The following is a 17,814-nucleotide window of genomic DNA, read 5'->3' on the forward strand; positions in this document are numbered from 1 at the left end:
TAATTATATAATTTTGAAGTCGCTTAGATGCGAAAAATTGAGTAAACCACTTAAATAAGTATAATAGAATAGAATTATGAAAAAAGTATTATTAGGATGTCTTGGAGTAACGCTTTTACTTTCATCATGTGTATCTTCAAAGAAGTACGCGGATCTTGAAGCTAAACACAAAAGTGCACAAGACTTATTGAATTCAGCTACAGTTAAATTAAACGATTGTTTAGAAGAAAAAGCAACAGCTTCATCTAGACTTCAAACTTTAGAAGATCAGAATGCTTTCTTGAAAGCTAACAATCAAGAGTTGATTAACAATATGGGTAACTTAACAACTTTGACTACCAAAGGTGCTGAGAACCTAGAGAAATCTTTAGAAAGTTTACAAGAAAAAGATTTAACGATCCGTAAATTAAATGACGCTATTACACGTAGAGATTCTGTAAACCTTTCTTTGGTACAAAGTTTAAAAGGTGTTCTTGGAAACATGGATGACGAGGATATTGAAATCAGCGTTGAAAAAGGTGTTGTTTTCGTTTCTATTTCTGATAAATTATTATTTAGCAGTGGTAGCTACAACGTTACTGGTAGAGCTAAAGAAGTTTTAGGTAAAGTTGCTAAAGTAGTAAACAACAAGCCTGATTTTGAATTTATGGTAGAAGGTCATACTGATGATGTACCTTACAGAGGTAACGGTTCTTTATTGGATAACTGGGATTTGAGTGTTAAACGTGCTACTGCCGTTGTACGTATTTTACAAAATGATTTCAATGTTGATCCTAAGCGTATGACTGCTGCTGGTAGAGCTGAATATGTACCGGTATCTTCAACTGAAAAATCTAAAAACAGAAGAACTCGTATCGTTGTTCTTCCAAAAATCGATCAGTTCTATAGTATGATTGAAGAAGGAATGAAAGATCCTGCTATCAATAACTAATTACTGATTAGTATATAAAATTAAAGCGGCTCAAAAGAGCCGCTTTTTTTTATGCCTAATTTTCTTGATTTTAAATAATATCTAAACTTCCTTTACCTTCCCGAATTACTTCTGGAGTACCACCTGAAGAAACATCTATAATGGTTGAACCTACATTACCGCCATAACCACCATCAATAACAATATCAACAAGGTTATCCCATTTCTCATAAATTAATTCAGGATCTGTGGTATATTCAAGAACATCATCTTCATCACGAATAGAAGTTGAAACAATAGGGTTACCCAGTTCTTCAACCAAGGCTTTGACAATGCTATTGTCAGGTACACGAATACCTACCGTCTTTTTCTTTTTAAACTCCTTAGGTAAATTGTTGTTACCTGGTAAGATAAAAGTGTACGGTCCCGGTAAAGCCCTTTTCAGTATTTTAAAAGTGGCAGTATCAATTTGCCGTACATAATCGGACAGGTTACTAAGATCAGTGCATATAAAAGACCAATTTGCCTTTGCTAGTTTTATTCCTTTAATACGTGCAATTTTCTCCAATGCCTTTGTATTGGTAATATCGCAACCTAAGCCATAAACCGTATCTGTAGGATAAATAACCAAACCACCTTTACGCAATACTTCCACTACCCTCTTGATTTCTTTAGGGTTTGGGTTCTCGTCGTATATTTTAATGAATTCTGCCATAGCACATTGGTTTTAAAAACCATATTGATACTAAATATACCAAAACTATCCCAACACTTCCAATTTGGCGAAACGTAGCAATAGCTTTTTTATATCTCCTTTATCAAACATAATTTCTGCCTTTCTATCATTACCCGCACCTTCAATTTTCACCACTTTACCACGACCAAAACGCGTATGATTGATTAATGAACCTTCTGTCAGGTTTGGATCAATTTTATTGGTATTCCCAACAGGTTCGGATAGCTGAGGCTTTAGTTTACGTAATTTTTTAAGTTGCCCAGTATTTGGTTGGCCAACAATTGGAGGCGTGCCTCTTTTTGGTTTTTCTTGACGCAACCTGCTCTTATCAACTTCACCAAATATATCGGCATTAATAAGGGATTTGTAACGGTAACCACCATCTAATGGAGTCAGGTTCTCTACATATTTCTCGTCAATTTCCTCTAAGAAACGACTAGGTTCTGCATCTATCAATTTACCCCATCGGTATCTGTTTTGGGTATATGTTAAATACGCTTGTTTCTCTGCCCTGGTCAAAGCAACATAGAATAACCTACGCTCTTCTTCCAATTCACTACGCGTACTCATACTCATACCAGACGGAAACAGATCTTCTTCCATACCAACAATGTATACATATGGAAACTCAAGTCCTTTTGCCAAGTGAATGGTCATCAATGCAACCCTATCGTCATCACCAGTATCATTATCTAAATCGGTAGCAAGGGCAACATCTTCTAAGAATTCGCTAATGTTTCCTGTTGCTTCATCAATCTCTTTCTGACCCTCAACAAAATCTTTTATACCATTTAATAGCTCTTCAATATTCTCCATTTTACCAATACCTTCTGGAGTTCCATCCTTCTTAAACTCTAAAAGAACACCGGTTTTCTTGGCTATGTGTTCAGATAATGCAAAGGCATCTACAGTTTCGTTCATGACCTGAAAACTCTTGATCATGGTTACAAAATCTGTCAATTTACGTTTAGTACCCGCATTTATTTTTAAATCTATGCGGTCTATATTTTCCATAACCTCAAAAATGGAACGGTTGTAATGATTGGCAGCAACAACTAATCTATCTAGCGTAGTACCACCAATTCCCCTTGCAGGGAAGTTAATCACCCTTTTTAAAGCTTCTTCATCTTTAGGGTTAATGACCAAACGCAAGTAAGACAACACATCTTTAATTTCCTTACGTTGGTAAAATGAGAGTCCGCCATAAATACGATAAGGAATATCTCTTTTACGTAAGGCATCTTCCATAGCCCTAGATTGGGAGTTTGTTCTATATAATATACAAAATTGACCATTGGTCATTTGTTGCTGCATTCTATGTTCCCAAATAGAATTTGCTACAAACCTACCTTCTTCGGCATCGGTTGTACTTCTATGAATTTTAATAGCCGGACCATCATCATTATCCGTCCAAACTACTTTTTCAATCTGATTTTGGTTTTTCCCGATTACGGAATTGGCAGCATTTACAATATTTCTTGTAGAACGATAATTCTGCTCTAAACGGTACATCCCTACATTCTCATAATCCTTTTGAAAATTCAAAATATTACTAATATTCGCTCCTCTAAAAGAATAGATACTTTGTGCATCATCCCCTACCACGCATATATTCTGAAAACGATCGGCCAAAGCCTTTACAATCAAATATTGAGAATGGTTGGTATCTTGATACTCATCTACCAAAATATATCTAAATCGATCTTGGTACTTTGCCAACACATCTGGGTAGCGCGTTAAAAGCTCATTGGTACGTAACAGTAAATCATCAAAATCCATGGCTCCGGCCTTAAAACAGCGATCTACATAATTCTCATAGATATCACCTGTTCTTGGTTTTTTAGCCATGGCATCTTGCTCTACCAAATCTGGATCATTACGGTAAGCTTTTACGGTGATAAGGCTATTTTTAAAAGAGGAAATCCTATTTTGAATCTGTTTGTATTTATAAATATCCTTATCTAGCCCCATTTCTTTGATGATAGAAGCAATAAGTCTTTGCGAATCTTGTGTATCATAAATAGTGAAATTAGCAGGGTATCCCAACTTACTACCATCTATACGTAAAAGCTTGGCAAATACCGAGTGAAAGGTTCCCATCCACAGGTTTTTTGCTTCACTGGCACCAACTATATGCGCTATACGCTCCTTCATTTCACGTGCCGCCTTATTGGTAAATGTTAAGGACAGAATATTAAAGGAATCTACCCCCTGTGCCATAAGGTGTGCAATTCTATATGTAAGTACACGAGTTTTACCTGACCCGGCACCAGCAATAACCATTAAAGGTCCGTCTTTATGCAAAACAGGAGCTTTTTGGGCATCGTTCAATTCATCTATAAATGAGCTCAAATTTTCTTTCTTTTAGTAACGTAAATTTAGCCATAAATGAGGGATAGTAAAAGTGAAGTGTTTTAGATTTATAAACAAAAGCATCTATTTTTTTCAAATTCATAATTAATCAAAAAACAATAACACATTCTTAGTATTATGACCTATACATCAATATATTTGTTAAACAACTACATTTACTAACTTAAATATTCATTATGAAAAAACTGGGATTACTGGCCATTGTTCTATTTGGGGTTTCCGTTCAGGCGCAAGGACCAAATCTGGAAAAAGATTATAAGGCAATAGAAGATAAGGTTATAGATTGGAGAAGGTATTTTCATGAACATCCAGAACTTTCTAACAGAGAGTTTGAGACCTCTAAAAAAATTGCCAAACATCTAGAGTCATTAGGTATAGAAGTACAGACAGGGGTAGCACACACAGGAGTTGTGGGTATATTAAAAGGTAATAAACCAGGCAAGGTTGTTGCTTTGAGAGCAGACATGGATGCCCTACCGGTAACAGAAAGAAATGACCTACCATTTAAGAGTAACGTTACATCTGAATACCAGGGTAAAGAAGTGGGTGTTATGCATGCTTGCGGTCATGATACACATGTAGCAATATTAATGGGCGTAGCCGAAGTAATGTCAAAAAACAAGGACAAGATAAAAGGAACTGTTAAATTTATATTTCAACCAGCAGAAGAAGGAGCTCCTCCAGGAGAAGAAGGTGGTGCTGCTTTAATGATAAAAGAAGGTGTATTACAAAACCCTGATGTTGATGCTATTTTTGGTCTACACATAAATTCACAAACGCCAGTAGGAACAATACGTTACAAGTCTGGTGGTACTATGGCCGCTGCACAGAGATTTCAAATTAATGTAAAAGGAAAACAAAGCCACGGTTCACAACCATGGTCCGGTGTTGACCCTATTCTTATTAGCGCTAAAATAATTGATGGTCTACAAACTATTATTAGTAGAGAAATGAATTTAACCAATGAAGCTGCCGTCATTACAGTTGGTAAAATTACTTCTGGAGTTCGTAACAATATTATACCAGAAACTGCAGAAATTGTAGGTACTATTAGAACTTTGGATTATGACATGCAAAAGCAACTTAACCAACGTATGAAAGAAATGGTGAAATCTATTGCCGAAGCATACAAAGGAGAAGCAACTGTAGATATTGCTTCTGGAACAGCTATTACCTATAACAATCCAGAACTTACAGAACAAATGATACCAACCATACAAGCTGTAGCCGGAATTGAAAATGTTAAAGTTGCCAAAGCTGTAACGGGTGCTGAAGACTTTTCTTTTTACCAAGAAAAAGTACCAGGTCTATTTTTCTTTTTAGGAGGAATGACACCAGGCACTACGGAGTCCTACCCACACCATACCCCAGATTTTCTAATAGATGATAGTGGTATGTTGTTAGGAGTAAAAACATTAACGCAAATGAGTTTTGATTATTTAGACAATGACAAAACTCCAAGATTAGAAATGCAACCAAAAGGATAATTTTGATGAATCAATTTCTTGATAGTATTCCAAGTCTACCATGGTGGACTTGGATTTTTTTGTTTCTTTTAATAGTAGCAATCTATGATATTTTTATACAAAAGAGACATACAATAAAACACAACTTCCCCGTTGTAGGTCACCTACGCTATTGGCTAGAAAGCATTGGTCCAGAAATGCGACAATATTTTGTTGCCAATAATAGAGAAGAGCTTCCTTTTAATAGAATTGAAAGAGGCTGGATCTATGCTTCTGCAAAAAAGGAGAACAACTATGAAGGTTTTGGTTCTGATCGTGATTTATATGCACATCAGCATATATTCGTTAAGAATAGAATGATAGGTTATGAAGTGCCTGCAAATCACCCAAATGCAACGGAGCCCAGTTTCATACCTTGTGCAAAAGTTATGGGTCAGCATAACAATCGTAGAAAACCGTTTAGACCAGGTAGTATAGTCAATGTATCTGCCATGAGTTTTGGGTCTTTATCTGCTGCTGCGGTCGAAGCAATGAACAAAGGTGTCCAAAAATCAGGTGCTTATCATAATACCGGCGAAGGTGGCTTATCTCCTTATCACAAGCATGGTGGAGATATCGTATTTCATTTTGGTACCGGTTACTTTGGAGTAAGAACAGAAGACGGCAACTTCTCTATGGAGAAAATGAAAAAGCTAGTAGAAGACAATCCTTGTATTAAAGCTATTGAAATAAAATTATCCCAAGGTGCGAAACCAGGAAAAGGAGGGGTTTTACCAGGTGCAAAAATTACTCCAGAACTAGCTGAAATTAGAGGTGTTGAAGTAGGTAAAGATGTATTATCACCTGCAACGCATAAAGCTTTTTCTAATGTAACCGAGTTAATGGCACTCATAGAAAATATTGCCAATGAAACTGGCTTACCGGTAGGAATTAAAGGAGCCATAGGAAAATTAGATCAATGGGAAGAATTGGCTGATATTATGTTAGAAACAGGAAAAGGACCTGATTTCATCACCGTAGATGGTGGTGAAGGTGGTACCGGTGCCGCTCCCCCTTCATTCGCCGATCACGTTTCTTTGCCATGGGTATATGGCTTTTCAAGTCTGTACAGAGTATTCTTGAACAGAAAACTTACAGAACGAATTGTCTTTATTGGTTCCGGAAAATTAGGCTTTCCTGCAAAAGCGGCTATGGCATTTGCCATGGGGGTAGATTGTATAAATGTTGCTCGTGAAGCCATGATGAGTATTGGTTGTATTCAAGCTCAGGTTTGCCACAACAATACTTGCCCAACAGGTATTGCTACGCAAAGCAAATGGTTGCAAAAAGGTATAAATGTGCCATTAAAATCTGATAGGCTGGCACAATATTTCACTACTTTCAGAAAAGAGTTTTTAGAAATAACACATGCTGCAGGCTATGAGCATCCAAGTCAATTTACTATGGATGATGTTCAGGTCAACGTAGATGACAACGACCTAAATAAAAGTTTAGCTTCTACTTACGGGTATAATAAAGCGAAAGTACCGTTCACGGGAGTTCAAGATTTAAAAGACTGTTCGTATCTTGGCGGCAAAATGTAGATTAAACTATTTAATGCATATTACTATGAAACGATTTTTTATAGGTGCTTCTTTATTCCTTTTAGGATTAAGCACAATTCAGGCTCAGAAAAAAAGTGAATTGATTGAGCAAAATCAAGAATTAAAATTTAAACTAGATTCTATTTCTAAAATGGTAAGCACATCTCAACGTAATGAGAAACTTGCAGACCAACGCTCAGATGAATACCAGTCTCAAGTAACAGAATTGCAAGATGCAAATGCTACGTTAATGAAGAACTTAAATAGTTTTGCTGCATTATCTAGTCAGAATTCAGAGAATATCAATAAAACCATGGCTGCCTTAGAAAGAAAAGAAAAGCAGCTAAAAGGGGTAACCGATGCCGTTGCCAGTAATGATTCTACGGCGGTTGTAATATTGACCAATGCAAAACAAGTACTAGGCGAAAACGCAAAAGTTGGTGTAACCGAGGGTTCTGTAGTTATTTCAGAAAAGTTAGACTTCTTCTTTACAGATGGTGTTGGTATTAACCCTTCTAGCGAATCTAGAACTTGGATCGAGAATGTAGCTAAGGTTGCAAATGCAAATCCAAAAAGTGTCATTACAGTTGCAAGCCTTAATATTACAGGTGAAATGAATATAGCATTACAGCAAGCCACTGCTATTGCCAGTATTTTAATTAAAGATTTTGGCGTTAACGGAGAAAGAATTGTAGCTGTTGGGCAAGATGGTGGCTTACGTGAATCACTACAAATAAAGTTTCAACCAGATTATAAAGCATTTTATGATATGGCGAAGGGAGACGCTAAAAATTAATTTTAAGCATTTCATCGATAAACCACTATACTAATTGAGAAATTTGGACGTTCTTATTTCGTAAATAATAACTAATTAAAAAATGAACTCCGACCAAATTTTTCAACTTTTCGCTTATTTAATACCCTCAGTTATTACTGGTGCCATTGCTTTCTATTTTTTTAGAATGCACACTAATAATGAAGAAGGAAGAAGGCGTTTTCTATTACATAAAGATTCACAAAAAGACACATTACCCGTACGTTTACAAGCTTATGAGAGAATGGCGTTATTTTTGGAACGCATAGCAATACCTAGCTTGGTAGTTCGTGTTGCTCCACAAAGCGATGATAAAAACGCTTATGAAAATCTATTGATTAAAAGCGTTGAAACTGAATTTGAACATAACCTTTCTCAGCAAATCTATATGACAGATGAATGCTGGAACGTTATCAAAGCTGCAAAAAGTGCTACGATACAAATGATTAGAAAAGCAGCCATGAGTAATACAGAAACTGCAGATAAATTAAGAGAAGATATCCTTAATGAAACTATGGATAAAACTTCACCTTCAGCTACTGCCCTATCTTTTGTAAAAAGAGAAATTGGCGATTTATGGTAGTTGATTAAATAGTCTTTACAAGAATAAAAAAGCTTTCCATATGGAAAGCTTTTTTCGTTTTATATCATTACCAATGAACTACATTATAATATTTATTCATGCTCGTTGGGTTCAATAGGATTCGTTTCTTCATTCTTATTCTTTGCATAAAGGTAACCCCGCTTCCACCACAGTGTCATTTTTGCCTTATCAAAAATTAAAGAATTAGTTGTTAAAATAGTAGGTGTATAAAATAAATTGATGATTGCATTTTTTTGATTGGCAACCAATTTTCCGATTCTAATATTCTGATGTTCTATTCGATCTAAAATAAAACTCATCATTGTTGTGATCAGCTCAAAAGGATTACGCGAAGCTACCCTATTCATGTAGTTGACCTCTGTATGAAGCACAACGACATCTACTTCTGTAGCACCTCTTTTTATTGCTTCTTCAATAGGTACAATACTACCTAAGCCACCATCGGCATATTCGCAGTAGTTTTTGCGTACCAAACTCATAAATGGTGTATAGTTCGCCGATATCCAAATCCAATCACAATAATCTTCATAAGTACAATCTTTAATAGACTTGTACTCTACTTGATTCAATGAAAGATTAGACACAGTTATTACAACATCAGAATCACCGTTCTTTAGAGTTTCAAACTCTTCTATTGTTAAACTATTTTCTATTAGCTTACGCAAGTTTTCACTTTCGCCAAAGGTCTTTTTACCGGTCATGAAGTTTCTAAACACGTTCCAATGATTAATTGAAATTTCTTCATTACCACGAATATTCTTTACTAAAAAAGGACAGTTATTAAATATACTTTTCTGATTAACATTAGAATATATTTCTTTGATCTTATCTAGTTTGCCTAGTGCTAAATGAGAGATAAGTAGACTACCGGTAGAAGTACCCACAAAAATATCATACTTTCTTCCTTCTTCTTGAATAAGGTATTGGGCAACGCCACCTGCAAAGGCTCCTTTACTACCACCACCAGAAATAACTAATGCTTTCATTATTAATTTAATTTCGTTTTAAGATAACGCAAATCTGATGAATTTAGTTGATTTACAATCTTTTCAATTTCTTTTTTCTGTTCTTGGTCGCTCCACAAGGTATCAAATAACTTTCTCGCATAATTTCTAAACTGCCAAGAATGATGGTTGGTCGCCTTTATTACATTAGCATACGCATCTCCATTAAGCGCTTTTATTTCTGAAAGGTATTGAAAAGCTGTTTGTCGTATTTCTGGATTATAAATATCACTAGTATAACCAACAAGCTCTCGATGAAAATAAACATTTTCTGTAGGTCTATAGTCGGGCGTAAACAAAGCTAATGTTAACCAAAGTAACCGCACATTCTTATTTGGTAAACCAACTATGTTTTTAGTTTTTTCTAAATAAATACTTCTATTATAGTCATAACTACTCCACAAATTATAAAGCATGAGTTCGTTAGTAATGTAACTATCATCCAATAACAACGGCTCAACCAATTCTTTTGAAACCTCTGGAATCTCGCTCATTTTCTGAGCTGCAAATTGTCGTATTCTTATATCATCGCTTGCAATTAAAGAAGAAAGTTCCAATTCAGAAATATCATCTTTTAACTTGAGTAATTCAAGCTTTAGTCTAGTAGTAAGTTCTGGGTCCTTTAAAATTTCAGATGAAATAAAAGTACTTTCATCATCATGTTTTAGAGTATAAAACATTTTTAATGAAGCGTTATTTTTCATCAAAAAGAGTTTAGCGCTCTCTTCAGGAAAATTTTTTCCTTTCAACCAAACCTCTTTAAATTCACTCAAATCTTTTCCACTCGTCTCTTCCATCACATCCATAAAATCGGCAACAGTCACATTTTGGTACTCAAATTTATCCAAGTATGTTTTTATACCTTCTTTAAAAGCAGTTTCACCTATTTTATCTTTTAAGACGGCTAAAGCCCAAGCTCCTTTTTCATAGAACGTAAGACTACTAGCTTTGGGGTTCAATAAACTCTCTCCTTCTCCCCTTTCAGATATCTCGTGTAATGTTTTAGCCGTGTCAAATAATTTCCAATAGAAATAATCATCACCAAAAACTTCTTTTTCAGCCAAATATGCATAGTATGTAGCAAAGCCTTCATGCAACCAATGATGTTCGCTATTCTTTTCCGTCACCAAGTTACCAAACCATTGGTGTGCTAATTCATGCGCATTGATATTCACATAATTTCTATCAACAAATGAAGTGGAATCAATAACATAGGCATCAGAGAAAAAAGTAGCGCTTGTATTCTCCATGCCTGCATATAAAAAATCATGTACAGGCACCTGTTTATAATCTTGCCAAGGGTACTCTACACCAATTTCATTTTCTAAAAAGTCAAAAATTTTTTTAGTGTATCTATATGTAGGTTCAACTTTTAGACTATCATTAGGATAATAGTAATTTTCAATCGTTACACCGCTTTCAGATTCTAAAACTTGCTTATCATAATTACCAATAGCAAAAGCCAATAAATAACTACTCATTGGTTTTTTCATATCAAATATCCAAATGGGATCTTCATCCGCAAGGTTAGTCTTCATGAGTAAATGACCATTTGCAATAACTTGGTATTTCTTAGCAACTTCAATAGTCAGGTCAAATTCTATCTTTTCTTCCATGTCATCAAAACTAGGAAGCCAATGGCTCGTATATTTTCCTTGACCTTGAGTCCATATTTGTTCATTGCCTTCTAAATCATCATCCCAACCAATAAAATAGACTGTTTGTTTAGGCTTGGCTATATATTCAATCATCAGTTTATGCGATTCTCCCTCTTTGAATTTATGTTTAATGGAAATCGTCTTTTCTGTGGTTGTAAAATCTGCCTTTTCTCCGTTGAGTTCTACTTTTGAAATAGCTATATTCTTTGCATCAAGAAATACAGAATCAACATTTTGCAATACATTAAAACGATAAATTACTCCGCCTTTAATCGTTTTCTCTTTGGGTATTGGGCTCAGATAGACCTTAGCTTTAATGAAATCTACTTTATCTTGATGTTGACCATAAGAATAGAAACAAAAACAAAGAATAAAGGCTAAAACTATTTTTTTCATGCAAATTAATAAGCTAGTAGAAAATCAAATTTAATACTTTAGTTTGTCGCAAATCTACCTAAAGCCTATTTTAGTGCCATGAACGCAAACTTCTTGCAAACTCCCGTTGTGTACTTAAAAGGTGTTGGTCCTAATAGAGCCGAAACCTTAAAGTCTGAATTAGGAGTAAGCACTTACCAAGACTTGCTGAATCTTTTCCCTAATCGGTACATTGATAAAACCCAATATTATAAAATAAGTCAATTACAACGTAGCAGTGCCGATGTTCAGATTATTGGAAAAATCGTTCATTTAAAAACAGTAGAGCAAAAAAGAGGTTCGCGTTTAGTAGCTCGTTTTAAAGATGATACAGGTGAAATAGAATTGGTTTGGTTTCGTGGTCAAAAGTGGTTACGAGAGAATTTAAAACTAAATGTACCATATGTCATTTTTGGAAAATGCAACTGGTACAACGGTACATTTTCAATGCCACATCCAGAGATGGAACCTTTGAAAGCGCACGAACAAGGTACCAAGGTGTACATGCAACCCGTATACCCATCTACAGAAAAGTTAAGTAATAAAGGAGTTACCAATAAAGTCATCAGTAAATTGATGCAGCAACTATTTATTGAAATCAACGGTAAATTCACGGAAAGCCTATCCGATAAATTACTGCACGACCTTAAATTATTGAACAAAAGCGAAGCAATGTTCAATATTCACTTTCCTAAAAGTCAAGAATTATTGGCAAAAGCGCAATGGCGTTTAAAGTTTGAAGAGCTCTTTTATATTCAGCTACAACTCATTGGTAAAAATGTTTCTCGAAAGAAAAAGATAAAGGGCTTTCCCTTCAATGAAGTAGGCGAATATTTCAAAGACTTTTATTCAAATAAATTGCCTTTTGAACTTACCGGAGCGCAGAAACGAGTCATAAAAGAAATACGCTCAGATCTAGGAAGCAATGCCCAAATGAACCGTTTATTACAGGGAGATGTAGGTTCTGGTAAAACCATTGTAGCGGTAATGACCATGCTTTTGGCTATTGATAACGGATTTCAAGCATGTTTAATGGCACCCACAGAAATTCTTGCCAACCAGCATTTTCAAGGTATCTCTGAGCTACTTGAAGGCACTGAAATCACCTGTGCTTTACTTACTGGTTCCGTTAAGAAATCGGCACGTAAACCAATTCACGAACAATTAGAAAATGGAGAATTAAGTATACTTATTGGTACCCATGCCCTTTTAGAGGATAAGGTAAAATATAAGAATTTAGGAATAGCCATTATTGATGAGCAGCACCGTTTTGGAGTTGCCCAACGTTCTAAATTATGGCACAAAAATGAGTTTCCACCTCACATATTGGTAATGACAGCAACACCAATACCTAGAACATTAGCCATGAGTTTGTATGGCGATTTAGATATTTCGGTCATTGATGAATTACCACCTGGTCGTAAACCTATCAAGACTGTACACCGCTATGACGCCAATAGATTAAAAGTTTTTAGATTTATACGTGATGAAATTGAAAAAAGCAGACAGATATATGTCGTCTACCCATTAATTCAAGAGTCTGAAGCCATGGACTATAAAGATTTAATGGATGGCTACGAAAGTATAGCGCGTGATTTTCCACAGCCAAAATATCAAATATCCATTGTTCACGGACAAATGAAACCGGCGGATAAGGAATTTGAAATGAACCGTTTTGTACAAGGTGAAACACAAATAATGGTTGCCACCACCGTAATTGAAGTTGGTGTAAATGTGCCTAATGCATCGGTTATGATTATTGAAAGTGCAGAACGATTCGGGCTTTCGCAACTACATCAATTACGTGGTCGTGTTGGTCGTGGTGCCGATCAAAGTTTTTGTATTCTAATGACAAGTCATAAATTATCTACAGAAGCTAAAACTAGATTAGAAACCATGGTAGCCACTAATGACGGGTTTGAAATTGCAGAAGTAGATTTAAAACTTCGCGGACCCGGAGATATTATGGGTACCCAACAAAGTGGATTGTTGAATCTAAAAATAGCTGATATCGTAAAGGATAACGACATCTTAAAATCGGCTCGCTATTACGCATTACAATTGTTAAAAGAAGATCCTTCACTAAGCAAACCAGAGAATCTAATTATTAGACACATGTATGCCCAGTTGGTGAGGCATAAGAATATCTGGACTTATATTAGTTAATTATATTGACAAAATCCGGTGAATAAGGCAATTCTACTTCTCTTAAAATATTACCATAAAAATCACAATAGAGCAATAAACCTATATCATCAGGTCTAGAATTATTGCACCCTATTATTACTACTTCATTCTCAAAATCTAAAGAACAATTAATTACCGCATATGATTCATTGTATCTCTCAACTAAATGAGTATAAATTTCTTCAAATTTAACATTCAAATCAACAATTTTATTTTCCCTAAAATTGAATAATATAGGTGTAAATGCAGACAAAGTATTGAACTCTAAAGTAGGTTTATAAAAAACCATTTGATTGTCGGAAAAAGAAGTTTTAAATATATAATTTCCATTATACTCTGAAAACACATTGTTATTTCCCTCATTAATCAATGTGTTGGTCTTAATATCATATACTTTATAATCACCATTGATATATGTTAAGTAAAGCGTATCTGAGTTTATGGTTGCAAAATTGAAACTTGAGTCCATTTCAAACATTAATGGTTCTTGATTTCTATCTAAATCAACTAACCATAATTCTTTGTTTAAAGTAATATTCTCGTCTTGCACCTCTCTAAACTTGAAACCAAGAAAGTAATTGCCAAATAATTTAGAATTATAAAGTGGTCCGTTCCCTAATAAAAATTCATTACAACTTTCATCCGTATTATTCCAAGAATTCAAATAAAGAGGTACATCAACACTATATAAAGAATTTAAGTAGGTATGTACAAAATAATTTTCTGAGCCGCTAATACCAGCCTGACTAGAAGCAGGAAGATTTAAAGGGTCGCAAAAACCATCTAACACAAAAGTATTGGATTCAATAAAATTAAATTGTGAAATTTTAGCTTGATATCCTGTATCCATATTATAATCTAATGAACCATGTGTAAAAATACCATCATAAAAACTGACATTTGAAGATCCAAAATTTCCTAAATCCAATGTTTCGGACAAATTTGTTATTTCAACATTATCAGAAAGAGAATTTATCTTCATCCCATAATAATATCCAACGTTCTTGCTAATTGCAACTAAGGTAGGAAATGAAACTTCCTCAACCACTTCTTCATCTTCAATAATTTCTTCCTCAACAATAACATCTGGTGTTATGGGGTCAACAGAATCATCACTACAAGAAATAGACAAAATGGCTGATATTATTAAGGTCAGTTTTATTTTCATACTATTTAATTATTTGAATGGGCAAAATAGGAATCATTTGTTTATTTAAAATGTTACCTGTAAAATCAACTGTAAACACACCTTGAGATTGGAATTCTGCACCCAATTGATTCTCTACTCCTACAATAATTGTTTCAGTTTTAGAATCAACACTAAAGCACTTTATAAATGGTCTCCAAGGTCCAATTTCATCATCTTCAAATTGAGTTGGTTCCTCACTAAACTGAATAATGGTAACTTGACCAGTTTCTAAATCTAAAACTACTGGGAGCGCCAGCTCTGCACTTGGAGCAGGAGGAGTAAAATATGAGATTACTTTATTGTTAACAACTATCTGATCATACCTTTTATTGGTAAATCCAGGGTCTAAATAATTTGATTCTCCAGGTATACTTAATTCTTCAAAAGAGTTAGAATTCAAATTATATTTATAATTAAAATCCTGCCCAAAAAGATAACAATCTTTTGAGCTATCTGTTATTAAATTGTACCTGTCAGATTTAAAGTTGGAACTGTTTTCAATAATTTCTAAACTATCAAGATTAATTGACACTAATGAAACTTCACCTTCATTGATAAAAAAATCTGGAAGTCTTAAAAAGTAAACAATATTCCCAATTAATTCAACCTGAAATTTTCCATACTCAGCTGATATAAATCTACCAACATTGAGTTCAGATTCCTGATTAGTTTCAAAGTTTATAATTTTCAATTTATATTCTAGAGAATCATCGTTGCTATCATAGGTAGAATCATCTCTATATAGAAAATAAAATGAACGTTCATAGTGCCAATAAGACCATTCATTAGTTGGTATATGAGGCATATTAATTTTTAAAATTTGATTGGTTTTAAAATCTTTATAGTAAAAAGAGTTATCAACATTAAAATTATTCTCTCTTAAGGTTATACCATACTCATTAGCAAAATAATCCCTATAGTTTAAAATATCTATGCCAGTTTCAGAAATTAAATTAGAGTAGCTATTTGGGTCATAGTCATTATCATAATTCTCATATTCATATAATTCTTGGCTTGCTGTTCCTCCGTTTATATTTAAATCATAATATCTTCCAATAATTCTATAACCTAAATCAGAACTAGAAGAATTATTTTCAAAATCTTCAGCGCTATCCTTATCACAAGAAATAAACAAAATGGCCAATACCAGTACGGTCAGTTTTTTCATGTCAGAAATTTAGCACTAAAAAAAGAAGTACGAAACTCAATAAAACAAACTTTAGATAAAAAGACATTTTACCCTTATAAGCGGTACTATCAATCTGTCAAAATATCACAACTTTCCCGTTGAACATCGTAATTTTCAAGTGTGTTAATTTCCAAGAAATCCTTGATTTTAATAGATTTGTGTACTTAGATTATATAGAACATGAGCGCAACAAAAACATTATTTGACAAAGTGTGGGATTCCCACGTAGTACATAAAATACAAGATGGTCCAGATGTACTGTTCATTGACAGACATATGGTACACGAAGTAACTAGCCCTGTTGCTTTTCTAGGAATTAAGAACAGAAGTATTCCTGTTATGCATCCTGAGAAAACATTTGCAACGGCTGACCATAACACTCCTACAATTAACCAACATTTGCCGGTTGCCGATCCACTTTCTGCAAACCAATTAAGAATGTTAGAAGAAAATGCCAATGAATATGGTATATCATATTGGGGATTAGGTCATGCTAAAAACGGTATTGTACACGTTGTAGGACCTGAATATGGTATTACCCAACCAGGTGCTACTATTGTTTGCGGAGATTCGCACACTTCTACACACGGTGCTTTTGGTGCTATTGCCTTTGGTATTGGTACATCTGAAGTTGAGATGGTATTGGCTACACAATGCATTATGCAGCCTAAGCCAAAGAGAATGCGTATTAATATTAACGGTAAAATGAGCAAAGGGGTTACACCTAAAGATGTTGCTCTATTTATCATATCTCAATTAACCACTTCTGGTGCAACAGGATACTTTGTAGAGTATGCTGGTGAAATTTTTAGAGATATGAGTATGGAAGGTCGTATGACCGTTTGTAACCTAAGTATAGAAATGGGTGCCCGTGGTGGTATGATCGCTCCTGATGAAAAGACATTTGAATATGTAAAAGGACGTGAATTTACACCTAAAGGTGCAGATTGGGATAAAGCAATGGCATACTGGGAAACTTTGTATACAGATGCGGATGCTATTTTCGATAAAGAATTAACTTTTGACGGTTCCCTTATAGAACCTATGATCACTTACGGTACCAACCCAGGTATGGGTATGGGAATCTCCAATGACATTCCTATGGCCAATGCTGTTCAAGGTGGTGCTACTACCTACCAGAAATCATTGAAATATATGGATTTCAATGAAGGTGATAGTATGATGGGCAAACCAATTGATTTTGTTTTCCTTGGTAGCTGTACCAATGGACGTATAGAAGATTTTAGAGCTTTTGCCTCTATTGTAAAAGGAAGAAAGAAAGCTGACAATGTTACGGCATGGTTGGTACCTGGTTCACATAAAGTTGAATCTGCAATAAAAGAAGAAGGTATACTTGATATCTTGACAGAATCTGGTTTTGAACTTCGCGAACCTGGTTGTTCCGCTTGTTTAGCTATGAACGATGATAAAGTACCGGCTGGTAAATTAGCGGTAAGTACATCTAACAGAAACTTTGAAGGAAGACAAGGACCTGGTTCAAGAACTTTATTGGCTAGTCCGCTAGTTGCTGCTGCAGCTGCCGTAACCGGTAAAGTAACAGATCCAAGAGAATTAATGGTTGAACTTGTATAACAAGTCTACTTTTAGCTATTAGCCATTGGCTTTTAGCAAAACAATATTGATAATAATACAAGCTGATGGTTAATAGCCAGAAGCAAAAAGCTAT

13 protein-coding genes are annotated in these 17,814 nt (G+C 34.8%); 7 read left to right on the forward strand and 6 right to left on the reverse strand.

Annotation, left to right across the window (positions count from 1 at the left end; translation table 11 throughout):
• Positions 1-76 precede the first annotated feature (76 nt).
• Positions 77-931, forward strand: a complete 855-nt coding sequence (locus PXD56_RS10095; RefSeq protein WP_276493212.1) for an OmpA family protein — start codon at positions 77-79, stop codon at positions 929-931.
• A 70-nt stretch (positions 932-1,001) separates the two neighbouring features.
• On the opposite strand, the gene PXD56_RS10100 is transcribed toward PXD56_RS10095, so the two are convergent.
• Positions 1,002-1,625 (reverse strand): L-threonylcarbamoyladenylate synthase, encoded by a 624-nt coding sequence (locus PXD56_RS10100; RefSeq protein ID WP_276493213.1) that lies wholly within the window; start codon positions 1,623-1,625, stop codon positions 1,002-1,004.
• Positions 1,626-1,670: 45 nt separating this feature from the next.
• The gene (locus PXD56_RS10105) at positions 1,671-3,998 is read right to left on the reverse strand and encodes an ATP-dependent helicase (RefSeq protein ID WP_276493214.1); all 2,328 of its coding nucleotides are present in this window, start codon (positions 3,996-3,998) and stop codon (positions 1,671-1,673) included.
• Between the two features lie 197 nt (positions 3,999-4,195).
• Here PXD56_RS10105 and PXD56_RS10110 point away from each other — a divergent pair, with 197 nt between their 5' ends.
• The 4 genes from PXD56_RS10110 to PXD56_RS10125 all read left to right on the forward strand — a co-directional run bounded on the left by PXD56_RS10110 (position 4,196) and on the right by PXD56_RS10125 (position 8,465).
• The gene (locus PXD56_RS10110; protein WP_276493215.1) at positions 4,196-5,506 is read left to right on the forward strand and encodes an amidohydrolase; all 1,311 of its coding nucleotides are present in this window, start codon (positions 4,196-4,198) and stop codon (positions 5,504-5,506) included.
• Positions 5,507-5,511: 5 nt separating this feature from the next.
• Entirely contained in the window at positions 5,512-7,068 is a 1,557-nt protein-coding gene (locus PXD56_RS10115) for an FMN-binding glutamate synthase family protein (protein ID WP_276493216.1), read from the forward strand.
• A 25-nt stretch (positions 7,069-7,093) separates the two neighbouring features.
• Positions 7,094-7,864 carry an OmpA family protein gene (locus PXD56_RS10120; RefSeq protein ID WP_276493217.1) on the forward strand — a complete coding sequence of 257 codons (771 nt, stop codon included), beginning with the start codon at positions 7,094-7,096 and terminating at the stop codon, positions 7,862-7,864.
• A gap of 82 nt (positions 7,865-7,946) precedes the next feature.
• A complete protein-coding gene (locus PXD56_RS10125) occupies positions 7,947-8,465 on the forward strand; it encodes a DUF7935 family protein (RefSeq protein ID WP_276493218.1) in 519 nt (172 codons plus the stop codon).
• A 92-nt stretch (positions 8,466-8,557) separates the two neighbouring features.
• Here the strand turns inward: PXD56_RS10125 and PXD56_RS10130 are convergent, their stop codons facing one another.
• Both PXD56_RS10130 and PXD56_RS10135 read right to left on the reverse strand, forming a co-directional pair.
• A complete protein-coding gene (locus PXD56_RS10130; RefSeq protein WP_036153933.1) occupies positions 8,558-9,472 on the reverse strand; it encodes a patatin-like phospholipase family protein in 915 nt (304 codons plus the stop codon).
• 2 nt (positions 9,473-9,474) lie between these two features.
• Positions 9,475-11,544 carry a M1 family metallopeptidase gene (locus tag PXD56_RS10135; RefSeq protein WP_276493219.1) on the reverse strand — a complete coding sequence of 690 codons (2,070 nt, stop codon included), beginning with the start codon at positions 11,542-11,544 and terminating at the stop codon, positions 9,475-9,477.
• 78 nt (positions 11,545-11,622) lie between these two features.
• Here PXD56_RS10135 and recG point away from each other — a divergent pair, with 78 nt between their 5' ends.
• Positions 11,623-13,728, forward strand: coding sequence for an ATP-dependent DNA helicase RecG (recG, locus tag PXD56_RS10140; protein WP_276493220.1), 2,106 nt, complete (start codon positions 11,623-11,625; stop codon positions 13,726-13,728).
• Here recG and PXD56_RS10145 read toward each other — a convergent pair.
• Positions 13,721-14,917, reverse strand: a complete 1,197-nt coding sequence (locus tag PXD56_RS10145; protein WP_276493221.1) for a hypothetical protein — start codon at positions 14,915-14,917, stop codon at positions 13,721-13,723. The two genes, recG and PXD56_RS10145, sit on opposite strands and share 8 nt — an antisense overlap.
• A 1-nt stretch (position 14,918) precedes the next feature.
• Entirely contained in the window at positions 14,919-16,106 is a 1,188-nt protein-coding gene (locus PXD56_RS10150) for a hypothetical protein (RefSeq protein WP_276493222.1), read from the reverse strand.
• A gap of 201 nt (positions 16,107-16,307) precedes the next feature.
• On the opposite strand from PXD56_RS10150, the gene leuC reads away from it, so the two are divergent.
• Complete coding sequence (leuC, locus tag PXD56_RS10155) at positions 16,308-17,720, forward strand: 3-isopropylmalate dehydratase large subunit (RefSeq protein WP_276493223.1); 1,413 nt, start codon at positions 16,308-16,310, stop codon at positions 17,718-17,720.
• The last annotated feature ends 94 nt before the right edge of the window (positions 17,721-17,814 follow it).

Origin of the sequence: Maribacter zhoushanensis, assembly GCF_029350975.1 — a bacterium.
GTDB lineage: Bacteria > Bacteroidota > Bacteroidia > Flavobacteriales > Flavobacteriaceae > Maribacter > Maribacter zhoushanensis.

What these genes read in the sequence shown, in the direction of transcription:
- PXD56_RS10095 (WP_276493212.1), top strand. Translation starts at nt 77, where the DNA reads ATGAAAAAAGTATTATTAGGATGTCTTGGAGTAACGCTTTTACTTTCA.
- PXD56_RS10100 (WP_276493213.1), bottom strand. Translation starts at nt 1,625, where the DNA reads ATGGCAGAATTCATTAAAATATACGACGAGAACCCAAACCCTAAAGAA.
- PXD56_RS10110 (WP_276493215.1), top strand. Translation starts at nt 4,196, where the DNA reads ATGAAAAAACTGGGATTACTGGCCATTGTTCTATTTGGGGTTTCCGTT.
- PXD56_RS10115 (WP_276493216.1), top strand. Translation starts at nt 5,512, where the DNA reads ATGAATCAATTTCTTGATAGTATTCCAAGTCTACCATGGTGGACTTGG.
- PXD56_RS10120 (WP_276493217.1), top strand. Translation starts at nt 7,094, where the DNA reads ATGAAACGATTTTTTATAGGTGCTTCTTTATTCCTTTTAGGATTAAGC.
- PXD56_RS10125 (WP_276493218.1), top strand. Translation starts at nt 7,947, where the DNA reads ATGAACTCCGACCAAATTTTTCAACTTTTCGCTTATTTAATACCCTCA.
- PXD56_RS10130 (WP_036153933.1), bottom strand. Translation starts at nt 9,472, where the DNA reads ATGAAAGCATTAGTTATTTCTGGTGGTGGTAGTAAAGGAGCCTTTGCA.
- PXD56_RS10135 (WP_276493219.1), bottom strand. Translation starts at nt 11,544, where the DNA reads ATGAAAAAAATAGTTTTAGCCTTTATTCTTTGTTTTTGTTTCTATTCT.
- recG (WP_276493220.1), top strand. Translation starts at nt 11,623, where the DNA reads ATGAACGCAAACTTCTTGCAAACTCCCGTTGTGTACTTAAAAGGTGTT.
- PXD56_RS10145 (WP_276493221.1), bottom strand. Translation starts at nt 14,917, where the DNA reads ATGAAAATAAAACTGACCTTAATAATATCAGCCATTTTGTCTATTTCT.
- PXD56_RS10150 (WP_276493222.1), bottom strand. Translation starts at nt 16,106, where the DNA reads ATGAAAAAACTGACCGTACTGGTATTGGCCATTTTGTTTATTTCTTGT.
- leuC (WP_276493223.1), top strand. Translation starts at nt 16,308, where the DNA reads ATGAGCGCAACAAAAACATTATTTGACAAAGTGTGGGATTCCCACGTA.